Below are 14654 nucleotides of genomic sequence, written 5' to 3'. Positions count from 1 at the left end.
TCGTCGGCGGGGATGCCCGACTCGGCGAGGGCCTCGCCGACCGCGGCTTCATTGCCGTAGGCCGTGGCGGTGTCGATGCTGCGGTAGCCGGCGTCCAGCGCGGTCTTCACGGCCGCCTTCGTCTCGGGCGACGGCACCTGGAACACGCCGAAGCCGAGCTGCGGCATCTCGACGCCGTTGTTCAGCTTCACTACGGGAACGCTCGTCAACTCGAAAACCCTTCTGTGCAAGCAAAACTCACGGAACGATCGAATTCCCGACCCTGGTTCGCACTGGTGGCGCTGCAGTCGCCACCAGCGCGAACCTACGGACGTGGATGATTCTCGTAGGTGGCCGGGATTGTTGTGGTTCGCCCGGCGACGGTGCAGGTTACTTCTGCAGGAAGGCCTGCAGCATGGCCGTCACTTCGTGTGGCTTCTCCTCGGTCACGAAGTGGCCCGAGTTTTTCAGGACTCCGCCCTGGACGTTCACGGCGTAACGACGCAACTGGTCGGGGACCGCCTGGCCGAAGGAATCTTCGCCGCCGATCGCGAGGACGGGCATCTTCAATTTGCCCCGGGCCAGGAACTCCTTGTTCTGCTCGATGTCGGCGCGGAGACCGCGGTAGACGCTCATCCACGCCGCCGTGTGGCCCGGTTCCTTCAGATTGTGGGCGTAGAAGTCGTAGTCCGACGCCGTGAACGGCGACTTGTTGCCACCCAGGTACTCGGTGATCATGTCCTCGACCAGGACCCGTTCGTTGCCGGCGATGAGCTTTTCGGCGAGAGCCAGCTGGAACAGGCCGAAGTGCCACGCCGCGGGCTTGTTCGGGTCGGCGTTGAGAACGGGCGAGCTGTACACGCTTTCATCCGGGATGGGGGCTTCCATCACCGCCAAGCTCCGCACCTCCGACGGCCACTGCGCCACGTAGTCGTAGGCGACCCAATCACCGATGTCGTGGCCGACTACCTGGACACCGTTGTTGAGCCCGAGCTGCTTCAACAGTTCATGCACGTCCGCCGCCAATTGCGCAGACTGGTAACCGCCCGCCGTGACCTGGGAGCCACAAGTGCCACGCAGGTCGACGGCGATCACCGTGTGGTTCTCGGCGAGTGGGACCATCTGCTGCCGCCACTCGGTCCAGCACTGGGGGAACCCGTGGATCATGACCACGGGCGAGCCTTTTCCACCCATCACGTAGTGCATGCTGAAGCCGTTCACTTCCGCATATTTTGAGTGAAAGCCGGCCGGCGGTCGAGATTGCGGGTAAGACGACAGGGACTGTGCCGTCACGGAGACCTGCTCGTCGTTGCCGCTTCGCACCGCGGAGCTCGAAGTCGCGGAAATCACGAGGAGGAAGGCCGCCAAAGCCGCAATGAACGTGAAGGGTCTGTTGACCTTTCCTGTTTTGATGCCCATCATTCTCCTGCTCGGAGTCGGTACTCGTTACGCGTCGTCAGACGCACAGGACGGTGAAGCGACCTGGCCGGCCAGGCGCCATCACGCTCGGGATCGGCCTGACAGAGACGTGCTGCCGGAGGATTCTCCCGTCTCCCATCTGTCGCTCGTTCGGCTGAAGACTGGGGCCGGTCGCCGGCCGATACGCCACTTAAACCCCGATCGAGTTACGGGACTTCAACCCGATCGACTTCCGACTCGGTAGATCGCTTCAGAGAGTGAGTGACTGGCGGGAGCAACTTCTTACCGTCCCGACAGCGGGCAGTCGAACCGGCCCGCTTCGGCCACCCCGGGCGGCCCAGGCCGCCACCCGAGGGTCAGGCCGCCGGAATGTTGTGGTTCAGCCGGAAGACGTTCCTCGGGTCGTAGGCCTTCTTGATCTCGACCAGGCGGGCGTAGCGCTCGGGACCGAACACTTCTTCCATGTCGGCCGGACTGGTGGCCTCGTCCGGGGAAAGGAAGTTGGTCATCCGGCGTCCGTCCGACCAGGGGGCCAGCGCGTCGATCACCGCGGCGAGGCTGCCGCGCATCAGTTCGGCCTGATCGGGCCCACCGACACCGAAACCGAACACGACGAACGGCACACCCCGCGTAGAGACCGCGTTGGCGACCGCCGGCTCCCGGTCGAAGGCACCCCCGAGGCACCGGATCTCGACGTTGACCAGCGGCGAACCGGACTCAGGACCGAGTACCTCCACGAATGCGTCGACGGCCTCGGCGGGAAGCGCTCGCAGTGACGTCGTCCTGTCCCAGTACGGCATCGGGTCTTCGGGGTCGTTGTGAATCCGCCGCGAAGCCGTGTAGGGCAGCTCTGACACCGCGTCGAGGACCGCGGGCGCGGCGGCGCGCATCGGCGCGAGCAGACGCTCGGCCTCCTGTTCGGACCCGAGGTGCGCGTAACGGAGATGGACTACGTTCGCTCCCCGCAGCGGCGCCGGCAGCTCGGGAAGCGGTGGCAACCGCTGCACAGCGATCGACGAGGTCGCCTCTACCGGCAACCCGGTGACCCACCCGCGCCACGCGTGCAGGATTTCGGCCAGGTGTGTGCCTTCGAAGTACAGGGAGCCTCCGTAGAAGCGGCTGATCGGGAAGAGCTCGAACTCGAGCGCGGTGACCACCCCGAAATTGCCCTTGCACCCACGCAGGGCCCAGAACAGGTCAGGTTCGCTCTCGGCGGTCACCGTGCGCAGCTTCCCGTCAGCCGTCACCACGTCCAGAGAGTGCACGTGGTCGGCCGCATAGCCCAGGCTCCGGCCGAGAACAGGGCTTTGCCCGCCACCCAGCGTGTACCCGGCCACCCCCACGTCCGGCGCCGAACCACTCAGCGGGGCCAGGCCGTGCTGCGCTGCCTCGTCGATGACCTCCTGCCAGATCACGCCGGCTTCCACGCGGGCCCTTCGGCGCCGCGCGTCGATCGAGATGCCCTTCATGCGCCGCGTGGTGACGAGCACACCGCCGTGAGCCGCGGAGACCATCTGATGGCCGGAGTTCTTCACCGCTACCGGCATCCCGTGGGCCACGGCAAACCTCACCGCGGCCCGGACATCCTCCGCACGAGCCGCGCTGACCACAACCTCGGGCTCCAGCGGGGCCAGCAAGTTGTACCGGCGGGATTCGTCCGCGTACCCGGGCTGCCCCGGCACGAAGACGCCACCGGTGACCTCCCGGCGAAGGACCGCCAGCCCCTCTGTTCGCGCGGACGAAAGGGCAGAAGTCCGAAGAGTTTCGTGCATATCTTTCCGCCTCATCTGGGCATTGACGTGAACCGAATATCAGAGCTCGGGAACAGCTTTGTTGCGCTCACGCCGCTCGCGTCGGCGTGGCGCGTACGAAACCGCCTCAGGGGGTAAGGTCCACCTGCCGCAGGTCGAAGGCCACGTACCCGGAGAAGTCCTTCCCCACCAGCTCGATCGCAGAGCCCTTCGGTTCCGGGTAGGACCAAGCTCCGTCGCGGACGACCGTGCCGTTGACGACGACGTCGTAGTACTGGGCAGCGCCCTTCCACGGGCAGGTGTAGGGCGTCGCGCTCGCTTTGAGGCTCCCCTCGGCGATCGTCGACGGCGGGAAGTAGCGACTTCCTTCGATCGAGACCACGGCGTCCTCATCGGCTTCGGCGACAACCATTCCTTCGACACTGACCTTCATGAACGCACCTTTCATAGTTTCTCGACGAAGAGCTACATCTCGACGACGGTCATTCGGGCATGAAGTCGGTGCGCCGGACCAATTCTTGCGGCACCGGCGCACCCGGTCAGCGCGTCCGCCAGACCGGTCGCGTCCAGTACGTCCCGGCTCGCCACAGCCATTCGAACGGGCCGTAGGCGAAGTGGGCGAGCCACAGGTGACTGAACACCAGTTGCACTGCCCAGATCGGCACACACAGCAGCAACAGCAGGGCAGTCGGGATCGTCCAGAATGAAGCGAGCGTACCCACCAGCACGAGACCGAGGATCGCGTGGGTGAGGTAACTGGTGAGTGCCATCCGGCCATAGCGTTGCAGTGGCAGCAAGGCTGCGCGCAGCCGGGGCGAACGAAGCAGCAGCACAAGCCCGCTGAGGTACGCGACCGCCGGCACGACAGCGAGGTTCTCCTCCAGCGCGTGCGAGAGATTCGCATCCGACAACGACAAGGTCCACGCCCACAAGGCGATCGTCGCGATCCCGGTCACCGCGAAGAGCTTCCGGATCGCCGGCACGTACCGTTCGGCTGTCAGCAGCCCGGCGCGCAGCGCCCAGCACCCGAGTACGGTGTGGCCGAACGACTGGACCGCGACGCCCGCTGCCAGCCACGGAACCTGGCCGATCCCGGCGCCCGCGTAGTGGTCCGCGACGGCGACGCCCGTGGTGGCGAGGTCGGCGACAAGTCCGGTCACGAGGCCGATCGCGAGCAGAACCCGTTGCGGCGCCCGGAACAGCAGCGCGAGCACGGCGCCGTTGAGCGCGTACACAGTCAGCACGTCCGGCGCGTGCAGCACGGTCAGGTTCACCAGGCCGAACGCGAGCAGGATGCCCATCCGGCGCAGGTAAGGTCGCCAGAAGTCTCCGCGCCGCCTCATGTTCTCGTACTGGATGGCCGCGCTGACTCCGAAGAGAAACGCGAAAATGAAGTGGAACTTGTCCAGCACAGGCAGGTCGACGAGCCGGCTCGCCCACGTGTCCACAGCAGACGTTTCGGGCGCGGACCGGTGACCGGGGCCGGCGGTGGTGTAGTACGCCCCGACGTTCACGAGCAGAATCGCCATCACCGCGATCGCTCGAATGATGTCGATCGATTCGATCCGCTGCCGGACCGTCGTCATGGGTATCGTAGCCGCGTCCACGGAAAGTTCCCATCGCGTCGTTGGTGGGGACAGTCAACCGCCGTCCCGAATGACCCGGCATCGATCCCGAGGATGATCCGGAGTTGCCCGAACGCGCTACCCGGCACGATCGATCGCCGTTTGCTCAGGCAGGCGCCGAACCCGAAGCCGACTGACACTCTCGCCGATGACGCGGAACGGACCATTGAGTCCAGTCGATGACATCGAGCCTTCCCGCCATAGACAGATCCTGACAGCAATGGACCTTATCGTCCACTCACAAGGCTCGATGACAGCTGGGCCCGGAAGCAGGTATCCGGGCTGGTCGCGGGCTGGTGCGGACGAACGACCGGACACTGACCGAAGAGGCCGGCGAAATCTCACGCAACGCGATGCGGTGGCTGCTGCGCTGGCCGATCACCTAGGCCGGGACTTCAGGATCAGGTCCGTGGTCAGGCGGATGTGATCGGCGAGAGCTGCGACCGCGCCGTCCGCGTCGCCGGCCAGTGCGTGGTCCGTGATGGCCGCGTGCTCCGCGGCCGGGTCGCGTTCGAGGTCCTGTGCGTCGATCGCTTCAGACCAGCGGCGGTAGAGCTTCGCGCTGTCGCGCAGGCCGCGCGCGATGGCGTACAAGCGCTCACTGCCGCAGCCGGACAGCAGGACATCGTGGAATTCGGCGTGGGCCGATTCCCAGTCGGGCGTCACGCGCCCGGGGTCGCCGGGGTCGCGACGTGGCGTGTTCGCCAGGGTGTAGTGCGCGGCAACGAGTTTCGATCGCCACCCGATGTCGTCCCGCCCGATCGCGCGCCGCAACGCCAGGCACTCGATGTCGACCCGGGTGGTGGTCAGGTCGAGCAGGTCGTCCTCGGAGATCGGGGTCACCTGGAAGCCGATCTGCGGATTCGCCCGCACCAGGCCCTGCTCGGACAGCCGGCTCAGCACCTCGCGGACGAGGCTGACACTCGCGTCGTACCGGGCGCACAGCGGCCGGAACTTGAGCCGCTCGCCGGGAGGGAAGACGCCGCCGAGGATGTCGGCGCGCAGCCAGGCGTACACGTCATCGGTACGGGTCTTGGAAGCCGCGGGTGTCGCCATGCGGGCCACCCTACAGTCTCGAAGTCACCCATGATGTTCGAACATACGTTGACATGACGAACATCGACCTCTAGAACTGGACTACGCACGTGGCCGTTCCGGTGGCGCGTGCCAGTTCCGCCGCCACCCCTCCGCTGTCTCCGCAAAGGACTCACCATGCCGGCACCCCCTCCCGCACCGTCGTCGTCACCGTCGTCGTCACCGGCGGCGGCACCGGCATCGGCGCCGCCACCGCCGCCCTCTTCGCCGAGGCCGGGGACGACGTCGTGATCACCGGCCGCCGCGAGGACGTCCTCTCCCGCACGGCCAAGGAACTCGGCGTCCGCTACGTGGCGTTCGACGCCGCCGACCCGGGTTCCGTGCGCGGCGCGCTGACGGAGCTGCCCACCGCAGTCGACGTGCTCGTCACCAACGCCGGGGGCAACACCGACCGGCAGCGACCGCCGGTCGAAGCAGGCGACCTCGACGGCGTCGCCGCCGCGTGGCGCGCCAACTTCGACGCGAACGTGCTCACCACCGTGCTGATCACCGAAGCCCTCACCCCACGGCTGGCCGACGGCGCCCGCGTCGTCACCATCGGCTCGATCGCGGCGAAGCAGGGGTCGGGGTCATACGGCGCGGCCAAGGCCGCCGTCGAGGCGTGGAACGTCGACCTCGCCCGGAAACTGGCCGGCCGCGGCATCAGCGCCAACGTCGTCGCCCCCGGCGTCACGCTGGACACCGAGTTCTTCCAGCGCACCGTAACCGAGGAGTGGGTCGCCGCACGCGTGTCCGCGGCATTCGACAAACGCGCGGCCACCCCCGCCGAGATCGCCGGCACCGTGTTCTTCCTGGCGAGCGCAGCGTCGTCGCACATCACCGGCCAGGTCGTCCACGTCAACGGGGGCGCATACACCGCTCGGTGAGTCACGCACGGCATCGCCACAACTCTCTGAGACGAGCTCGGCGCCGAGCGCTTGACACGCGGCGTTCCGGTCACGTGCCGCGTACCACCGGGAATGAGCAATCAGTCACGGGGGCGGATGGCCGAAGCGAAGGCAGCGAGGTTGGCAGCCGTGAATTCGCCGGGCGCGGACACGTGGGTGCCGAGCATCGCGGTGAACGCAGTCAGAGCGTGTAGCGCGATCAGGTCTGCTGCCGGACCGTCGCCGAACGCAGCACCCGCCCCGCAGAAACGTCCTTCGAAGAGGGCGTCCAAGGCGGTCGATACAGCCAGCTCATGGTGCGGTGGCACCGTCGCGGCCAGCCGCGACAGCACCCCCTTTCGGATCTGCTCAGCCCTGAGCCGGGCGCCCGCAGCTCGAGCCTCGGCGGCAAGGTACGCGGTGAATCTGGTCGCCTCGGCGAGCACCTCCCCCACGTGCCCGCTCGCGCGAACCCGGCGAATGACCTGGGCGACCCGGTCTACATCGTCCTCGAGGTAGCCGCCGATGAGTTCGAACACCAGCGAGGCGCAGTGGCGACGCCACGCCTGCTCACCAATCTCGACAGCTCCTCCTTCGTCGGCGAGCAACTCGCTGTCGATGCTGCGGGTGACCGCGTTGCGCGCTTCGATTCCGGTCTCGCCAGGGGTATCGACCGGAGATTCCGCGTCAAGCGGATGGGCCGCACGCTCAAGCCCGTGCACCGCGGCCGTGTGACCGCAGGCATCCGATCCGACGATGATCACGTTCCTGATTTCCTCGGCAGTCACTCGTGAATCTCCGCTCGTAGTGTGCATCAGCCGCCCATCCCGCGTTTCGGCGCATCGGGCACCACCGACGGTCGGCGCGGCTCGCTCACAGACGGCGCAGGTCCGCAGATCACCTTGCCCGGTTCGCGCACTTGTCGTCTGCGGCGTGACATCTTCGGCCCTGGGGTAATAGCGGCAGCGGAACGGCGCTTCCTTACCGGCTCCCGACGCCGACTTCGCCGCTCCCCTGCCCATCAGACGTGCAGGCGCGGCCATCAGCAGGCCGTCGCCAGACGAGGATGGCGACGGCCGCGGCGAGGATCGCCGCCGTGAGGGCGAAGGGGACCGGGATGAGGGGGTCGACGAGGACGAGGAGGCCGGCCAGAGGCAGGGCCGTGTTGACGACGTGGTCGGCGTGTGGCCTGATCGCGAGGGCCCAGATGCCGAGGACGAAGACGGCGAGGGGGATCGTGTAGGCGAACGACGCGTAGGGCTGGTGCAGCGTGGTGTGCCCGGTGAGGACGTCGATCTCGACCTCGAGGCCGGCGGAGAACGCGCCTGCGGCGGCGAAGATGAAGAAGTGCCCGTACACGTACGCGAGGGAGCCGGCGACGTCCTTGATGGCGTGGTGGTGTGGCGGCCAGAAGTAGATCCACCACAGGGCCGCCGTGGCGATGAGCGTGAGCACCGCGATACCGATGAGCCGGCCGGGCGACTCGACGTCGTGCTGAGCCTCGATGATCGCGTTGGCGGAGGCCAGGAGGCTCTCGCCGAGGAGGATGAGGGTGAACAGGCCGTAACGCTCGGTGATGTGGTGTGGGTGCCAGGGCGTTGTCCCGGTCCGTTCGGCGATGATCGGCACGGCGAGTTCCGCGACGATGAGCACGACCAGCGCGACGGTGAGCACTCCGGAGGGAAGCAGCAGACAGGCGAGCCACAGGACCTGGACCAGTGCAATGCCGGCCGCGTAGACGAGAGTGGCCCGGCGTGTGGGACCTGAGTGCCGGGATGCGCGGAGCCACTGAGCGACGAGCACTGCTCGCATCACCACATACGCCACGATGAGCAACGAGTAATCGTGCTCCTCGAAAGCAGGACCGATACCCGAAGCAAAAACGAGCACACCGCCCATCTGCACGATGGTGAGCACCCGATACAGCCAGTCGTCGGTGTCAAACGAGGTGGCGAACCAGGTGAAGTTCATCCACGCCCACCAGATCCCGAAGAACACGAAAGCGTAGTTGACGATCCCGTCGAGCACGTGCCCGTCGGCGAGCCCGTGGTGCAGTTGCGAGGCCGCGATACTCACGGCGACGACGAAGACGAGGTCGAAGAACAGCTCCAGCGTCGACGCGGCGCGGCCGGCCTCGTCCGGGTCGCGCGGCCTCATCGGGACGAGCCGGAATCGGGAACCAGGGGTCATGGACGTGAATCTCTCTGAATGCGGCGGCGTGCGGGCGCCGTCGGATATATCGCTGACGAAACAGTTCTAAGGTCCGACGAGCTCCTGCAGAATTCCGATCACCGCACTCGCCGCGGGAGCGAGATCTCGGCCGGCGGCCAGCGTGACGCCGACACTGTGGCTCGCCAGATCGAATTCCGGGCCCAGACTCACAACCCCCGGCAGTCCCTCGTGGATGGATCTCGACAGCGGGGCAATCGAGTTCGTGGCGAGGAGCAAATGTCTCATCGCAAGGTAGGAAGTGGTCTCGACCCGGTCGACCGGGAGCGGAATTCGCCGAGCGCTGAAAAACTGGTCCAGCTCACCCCGCAAGCGAGCCTCCGCGTTGGGGAAAATCCACGGGTAGGCGGAGAGCTCGGAGGGGTCGATCCCCTCCCTGCCCGCGAGCGGATGTTCCGCCCGGACCACGAGCGACACAGCCTCGTCGTGGAGCGGCAGCCGGACGAAATGCTCGTCGGTGGGCTGGGTCAGCCGGCCGACGATGAGGTCGAGGCGCCCCGAGGCCAGTTCCGAGAGCAGCCTGCGGGGCAACGCTTCGTTCAGCTCGACGGTCAAGCGCGGGTGCCGGGCCTTGAGGATCTCGACCGCCCGCGGCACCAGGGCATCCGAACCGGTCAGGTGAATACCGATCGAGACTGTTCCCAGATCGGCGGTGCGAAGCTGAGTCACGTGCGTCCCGGCCTGGCGAATCTGGGACACAACAGCCTGGGCATGCGCGGAGAACGCTTCACCGAACAGGGTTGGCGACAAGCCGCGTGGATGCCGGTTGTACAACGAGACCCCGAGGAGTTCTTCGAGCTCGCGCAGTGTCCGGGTCGCGGCGGGCTGTGTGATGCTCAGGTCGTGAGCGGCCGCGACAAGACTGCCGTGCCGAGCGATCGCGTCGACCAGCCGTACGTGGCGGATCTTCAGGCGCCCGTCGAGAAGGTTGGGCGTCGTCACCTTGCTCGCCACGTCGACATGCGGATCTCTGGCCTTCATTGACATCGTGCAAACACACCCTCAATCCGCCGCCAGCGGGGCGCGTGACGGGAGTACCCGGATTCAGGGACCCGGAGAGCGCAAACCCCATTACGCGCGTCCGCGTACAGGTGGTTAGGTGCCGTCCATCTCCCCGTCTTACCGGCAAGCGGAGGACCGGTCCGAGCAGCTCCTCGGCCGGCTACTGATGGGGATCGTTGGCTTGGAGCGGATCTCCCGTGGTGGAGACATAGACGACCAAGAGCTTCGCGGGCTTGGTCGTGCTCGCGTTCGCCGCGACGACGTGATGGGCGCCGGGCAGTTCGAACCAAGTTTGCCCCTGGTGGTACGTCGTCACCGCTTGCTCGTCAACCTTGCTTCGCACATCACCTTCCAGCACGTAGGCGTACACGAAAGCCTGACCGTGACGATGAGAGGGCGCGGCCGAGCCTGGCGGGAAGGCCACGATCTGCGACGTGAACGTCTTGCCCTCGGCGTTCGGAAGGGCCTGTTGGAGTAGCACACTCACCTGCGGCGGCGTTGCTGCCGCGCTCGTCACCGCAGCGACGGTGCCCGACACCGCGGTCGGCGCGCTCTCGGCAGCCGAACTGCAAGCTGCCGCACCGGCGAGCGCAGCGATGGCGAACAGGCGACCTGCGACCTGCCTTGGAATCATGAAAGCCTCCTAGCCGATGATCATGGAGTGGACTATATAGTCCCCCCTCTTACGCGTCGTCGCCACCGCGTCGTCTCACCGATTCGAGTGGTCCACCGCACCGCAAGCATGTCTCGTACGCAACCAGAGAGGTTCGCCTGGACCGCGGCGCGGTGCTGATTCCGGACGCATCTTCGTTGCGTTGGTCATCGCCGGCGGCAGATCATTTCACCAGATCAACTCGTTGGCGACGAGATAGGCGCGGATCTTACGTCGCGCGTCGAACACGGATTTGTAGATGGCATTTCGATTGGTTTCGAGTTCGACCGCGAGAGTATCGGGCGGAATGTGGTCGATGGCCACGCCTACGAAGATGTTCCGCTGACGTTCGGTCAACGCGTTCTCGATGGCGTGAACGAGCGCTGCTCGGAGCTCACTCGCCTGAACCTGGTCGAACGGCTCATCACGAACGGAAGCAGGAGCGAGACGAGTCCCGTCGCCACCCAAGGACACGCGAGGGTCGCGCCAGGCGTGGCGGCCGACTTTTACCGCGACCTCGCGCATGACGAATTTGTAAGCCCACGTCTTGAACTGCGCATCGCCGCGAAACTCACCGATCTTACGAGTGATCCGCACCAAGGCGTCGGCCGCGGCTTGATGGGCCACGTCGTCGAATTCAGGGCCGGCGAGCCCCAAGATCGAAGACCTGCGCCTGGCCTCCCGTCGCGCGATCTTGACGAGCAGCCCGTACAGCCTTCGGCAGGCGTCCTGGAACTTCGGACTTCCGGGGCTCAAATCCCGGACCCAGGCGGCGGACTCGGGGTCGAAACTTCTTCCGCCCACCAGACCCCCTCCACCAACTGCTCCGGCGGTCATGTGAGCTGCGGTTTCAGTCTGGCGTCGGCGGCGTACCTCCTCCGAAAACAAACCACACGTGGCGTCACCTCACCACGCCCCTCTGACGAACATCTTCGAATTCTTCTTGCCATGTTCCGTGACTACTTTCCCGACAACTCGAAATCGAGCACAAGTTCCGACGGCGGATCCGTACAGTTACGTTCCTAACAAGAGAGGACTAAAAAGTCCACAAGTACCCACCCCGACGAGGTGAGACGCGCAATCCGCACAGCCCAGACGGGCAGAGATCTCTCCTGCAGCTGTCGTTTCACGCTGCCGACCGCTCGCGCACCGAGGTGACAACGGTGCGGACTCCCTCGAGGCGACTCACCATCGAGGACTGCCTGTCTCCGACGGGTCAGATCCGCTTCAGGTGTTCCCGGATCTTGGCGGCGACGAGGTCCGGACGCTCCTCGGGGAGATGATGTCCCGCGCCATCGACCACTTCGACGCGCAAGTCGACCCCGTGCGGCGTGGCGTCACCCGGCATTGCCGGTGGCGTGAACAGGTCGGCTCTGCCGGCGAGCAAGAGCGCGGGCGGCCGAAGCCTGCGGGTTTCCGGGTGTCGGAGCATCGGGATGAACTCGTGGTAGGCGACCTGGTACATGTGCTGCTCGCCGGCGCGCGCGATGTCGGGTTGGCGGAGCACGTCCACGTACGCGGCGACGGCGTCGGCCGGCATCGACGCCCGGTCGGTGACACCGAGACGCAGCCAGGCACGGGTGAAGAACGGGATGTGCGCCAGGACAAAGCGGCCGAGCAGAGGTGTCTCGACAAACGGTGTCCACAGATATCGCCAGGCGTTGCGGACGACCCGTCGGACATCCATGTAAGGGTGGAGCTCGTTCAACGCGACGACATGGCTGACGCGGTCCGGATCGTCCAGCGCGAACTGGAAGGCGACGGCAGCACCACGGTCGTGCCCGACGAGCGCGATCCGGTCCAGCCCCAAAGCGTCGAGCAGCGCCCGCGTGTCGCCGACGAGGTCGGCCGTGCGATAGCCGCTCCTCGGCGCGTCCGACCAGCCGGATCCGCGCAAGTCAACCGCGATGACCCGGTGCGAGTCGCCGAGGAGAGGCATGACGTGCCGCCACATGTACCAATGCTTCGCCCAGCCGTGCAGCAGGAGGAGGGGAGATCCCGCGCCTGCCTCCGCGACGTGCATGCGCAGCCGGCCCGTGTCGATGTAACGGTGGCGGACGCCGGGGACCTCCAGCGATTCGGGGAGAGCCCGGGCCGTCGTGCCTGCCACTTTGGACAATCCGCGCTCTTGCGCGTTCATTCGTGTCCCCTGCCGGCCGGGTCCGCGACCGCAACCCGGTCGCCGGTGCCGGAGACGAACGCGACCGATCCCAGAGCCGTCTGCCCCTGTCCGCCACCACGCACCGCGGAGGGCGACGGACGATCGGCTGGCGCCATGATGATCATGCCTCCGACTTTACAAGGCAAGCTGCGATCACGCCTCCGGCTCCACGAAGGCAGTCCAAAGTGGGACCAGTTGCGCTCGACAAATGGGGCCAGTTGCCGCGCCGTCCGCAAGTCAGGCGTAGCGTCCGGAGAACTGTGAACCGTCTCCGCAGTGGGTGAAGCGCAGGCCGACGATCGAGCCGTCCTCGACCATCCAGTGCAGGTCGTAGGAGGCGCGGTAGCTGGGCGGCCAGAACGAGGCGAAGCGGCCATCGGCGTCGACGTACCAGTCGCCGTGGGTGGAGTGGCCCCGATCGACGTAGGTGGTCGCGCCGTCGTGGTCGAAGACTTGTTCGGCGCCGTTGTCGTAAACGATCCGCCCGGCAGTCAACGCCGCCAGCAAGTTCTTCGTGGCCACCTGGTCGCCATCGGCAGGACTGAGTGACTCCAGTGATCGAGGCAACGGGATTCCTTTCGGGACTGATGCGGGTGCGAAAGCGTTGGCGTTCAGACGAGAAGCGCACCGACCGCGGTGTGGAGGGTGCGCCAGCTGGCTGCGAAGTTGGCGACGCCCTGCCTCTCGAGCGTGTCGTACACCTCGCCGAGGTCGACGCCCGCCGCGGCGACGGCCGCCATGTCCGCTGCCGCCTCCTTGCTGCGCCCGACGACCTGATCGCCGGAGACCTCGCCGTGATCGGCGAACGCCGAGAGCGTCGCGGGTGGCATCGTGGAAACGGTTCCGGGCGTGATGAGACCGGTGACGTACTTGGTGTCCGGAAAGGACGCGTCCTTGACACCCGTGGATGCCCACAGCAGTCGCTGTGGGCGGGCGCCCTCGGCGGCCAGGCTCTGCCATCGCGAGGATTCCCAGACACCTGACAAGGCCTCGTGAGCGAGCCGGGCATTGGCCAGGGCTGCGCGGCCGCGCGGCTCCGGGACACCCATGGCATCGAGGCGCCGGTCGACCTCGGTGTCCACTCTGGACACGAACAGAGAGGACACGGAATGGATCGACGCGAGGTCGTGGCCGTTCTCACGGGCCTGTTCGAGGCCCTCCACGTATGCCTCGCCGATCTCGGCGCACCGCTGCGCCGAGAAGACCAGGGTCACGTTCACGTTCACGCCGGCGGCGAGGGCACCGGTGACAGCTCGGACGCCGGCGCGGGTGGCGGGGATCTTCACCATGAGGTTCGGCCGGTCGACGAGCTCCCAGAGCTGGACCGCCTCGGCGATCGTCGCGCCGGTGTCGCCGGCGAGCTCGGGACTCACCTCCAGCGACACCCTGCCGTCGATGCCGCCGGTCTGCTCCCAGACCGGACGGAGCACGTTCGCCGCGTGCTGAACGTCCCAGATCGTCAGCGCCCGAACCGCCTCGGCGACGTCGATCCCGTTCCTGGCCAAGCGATCCAGCTGTGCGGCGTAGCGGCTGCTCCGGGTGATGGCGTTGGCGAAGATCGTCGGGTTCGTGGTGACGCCGACGACTGAACGACTTCGCACGAGGTGCTCGAATTCCCCGTTCTCCAGGATGTCGCGGGAGAGCTCATCCAGCCAGATCGACACGCCCGCCGCGCTGAGCTCGCGGAGCCGATCGCCGTCTTCGCTTACGTCCACTTCGTTTCCTCCGTTGCGTGCCTCGTTCCAAGGCTGAACTCGCGGACGGGGATCACGAAGCCGTGGCCCGCTTGGGCAGCTTCCACCCGGGGCGGGGGAAGTGGCAGGTGTAGCCGTTCGGGTACTTCTGGAGGTAGTCCTGGTGCTCGGGCTCGGCCTC

Annotated in this window: 16 protein-coding genes and 1 pseudogene; 1 reads left to right on the top strand and 16 read right to left on the bottom strand. The window is 66.6% G+C overall.

What is annotated here, in order from left to right; all coding sequences use genetic code 11:
* From AB0878_RS48885 to AB0878_RS48860, 6 genes are all read right to left on the bottom strand, one after another.
* Positions 1 to 209 (bottom strand): aldo/keto reductase (locus tag AB0878_RS48885; protein WP_366590429.1); only part of this gene is annotated, 209 nt, incomplete at its 3' end.
* Between the two features lie 160 nt (positions 210 to 369).
* Positions 370 to 1398: an alpha/beta hydrolase gene (locus tag AB0878_RS48880; protein WP_366590427.1), complete on the bottom strand. Its 1029-nt coding sequence runs from the start codon at positions 1396 to 1398 to the stop codon at positions 370 to 372.
* Positions 1399 to 1754: 356 nt separating this feature from the next.
* Positions 1755 to 3035, bottom strand: a complete 1281-nt coding sequence (locus tag AB0878_RS48875; protein WP_366590425.1) for an FAD-binding oxidoreductase — start codon at positions 3033 to 3035, stop codon at positions 1755 to 1757.
* A gap of 241 nt (positions 3036 to 3276) precedes the next feature.
* Positions 3277 to 3582 carry a DUF427 domain-containing protein gene (locus AB0878_RS48870; protein ID WP_366590423.1) on the bottom strand — a complete coding sequence of 102 codons (306 nt, stop codon included), beginning with the start codon at positions 3580 to 3582 and terminating at the stop codon, positions 3277 to 3279.
* A 106-nt stretch (positions 3583 to 3688) separates the two neighbouring features.
* On the bottom strand, positions 3689 to 4735 hold the full coding sequence (locus tag AB0878_RS48865; protein WP_366590420.1) for a DUF418 domain-containing protein: 1047 nt from the start codon (positions 4733 to 4735) through the stop codon (positions 3689 to 3691).
* 417 nt (positions 4736 to 5152) lie between these two features.
* Positions 5153 to 5830: a GntR family transcriptional regulator gene (locus tag AB0878_RS48860; protein ID WP_366590417.1), complete on the bottom strand. Its 678-nt coding sequence runs from the start codon at positions 5828 to 5830 to the stop codon at positions 5153 to 5155.
* Between the two features lie 134 nt (positions 5831 to 5964).
* Between AB0878_RS48860 and AB0878_RS48855 the strand changes: the two genes are divergently transcribed.
* Positions 5965 to 6735 (top strand): SDR family oxidoreductase, encoded by a 771-nt coding sequence (locus AB0878_RS48855; RefSeq protein ID WP_366590431.1) that lies wholly within the window; start codon positions 5965 to 5967, stop codon positions 6733 to 6735.
* Positions 6736 to 6836: 101 nt separating this feature from the next.
* On the opposite strand, the gene AB0878_RS48850 is transcribed toward AB0878_RS48855, so the two are convergent.
* The 10 genes and pseudogenes from AB0878_RS48850 to AB0878_RS48805 all read right to left on the bottom strand — a co-directional run.
* Entirely contained in the window at positions 6837 to 7523 is a 687-nt protein-coding gene (locus AB0878_RS48850) for a hypothetical protein (protein WP_366590415.1), read from the bottom strand.
* Between the two features lie 193 nt (positions 7524 to 7716).
* Positions 7717 to 8925: a low temperature requirement protein A gene (locus tag AB0878_RS48845; RefSeq protein WP_366590413.1), complete on the bottom strand. Its 1209-nt coding sequence runs from the start codon at positions 8923 to 8925 to the stop codon at positions 7717 to 7719.
* 66 nt (positions 8926 to 8991) lie between these two features.
* Positions 8992 to 9918, bottom strand: a complete 927-nt coding sequence (locus AB0878_RS48840) for a LysR substrate-binding domain-containing protein (protein WP_366590411.1) — start codon at positions 9916 to 9918, stop codon at positions 8992 to 8994.
* Between the two features lie 208 nt (positions 9919 to 10126).
* Positions 10127 to 10600 carry a cupin domain-containing protein gene (locus AB0878_RS48835; RefSeq protein ID WP_366590408.1) on the bottom strand — a complete coding sequence of 158 codons (474 nt, stop codon included), beginning with the start codon at positions 10598 to 10600 and terminating at the stop codon, positions 10127 to 10129.
* A gap of 207 nt (positions 10601 to 10807) precedes the next feature.
* Positions 10808 to 11455 carry a sigma-70 family RNA polymerase sigma factor gene (locus AB0878_RS48830; protein WP_366590405.1) on the bottom strand — a complete coding sequence of 216 codons (648 nt, stop codon included), beginning with the start codon at positions 11453 to 11455 and terminating at the stop codon, positions 10808 to 10810.
* Positions 11456 to 11834: 379 nt separating this feature from the next.
* Positions 11835 to 12758: an alpha/beta hydrolase gene (locus AB0878_RS48825; protein ID WP_366590403.1), complete on the bottom strand. Its 924-nt coding sequence runs from the start codon at positions 12756 to 12758 to the stop codon at positions 11835 to 11837.
* Positions 12755 to 12904 (bottom strand): hypothetical protein, encoded by a 150-nt coding sequence (locus AB0878_RS48820; RefSeq protein ID WP_366590401.1) that lies wholly within the window; start codon positions 12902 to 12904, stop codon positions 12755 to 12757. Before AB0878_RS48820 ends, AB0878_RS48825 begins: the two co-directional genes overlap by 4 nt.
* A 112-nt stretch (positions 12905 to 13016) precedes the next feature.
* On the bottom strand, positions 13017 to 13301 hold the full coding sequence (locus tag AB0878_RS48815) for a hypothetical protein (RefSeq protein WP_366590399.1): 285 nt from the start codon (positions 13299 to 13301) through the stop codon (positions 13017 to 13019).
* 89 nt (positions 13302 to 13390) lie between these two features.
* Entirely contained in the window at positions 13391 to 14494 is a 1104-nt protein-coding gene (tal, locus tag AB0878_RS48810; protein ID WP_366590397.1) for a transaldolase, read from the bottom strand.
* Between the two features lie 52 nt (positions 14495 to 14546).
* Positions 14547 to 14654: pseudogene (locus AB0878_RS48805) on the bottom strand (peptide-methionine (S)-S-oxide reductase); the annotation flags it as partial.

Source organism: Amycolatopsis sp. NPDC047767 (genome assembly GCF_040704195.1).
Lineage (GTDB): Bacteria > Actinomycetota > Actinomycetes > Mycobacteriales > Pseudonocardiaceae > Amycolatopsis.
The sequence above is the reverse complement of the archived record's forward strand: the minus strand, read 5'-3'. Positions and strand labels throughout refer to the sequence as shown.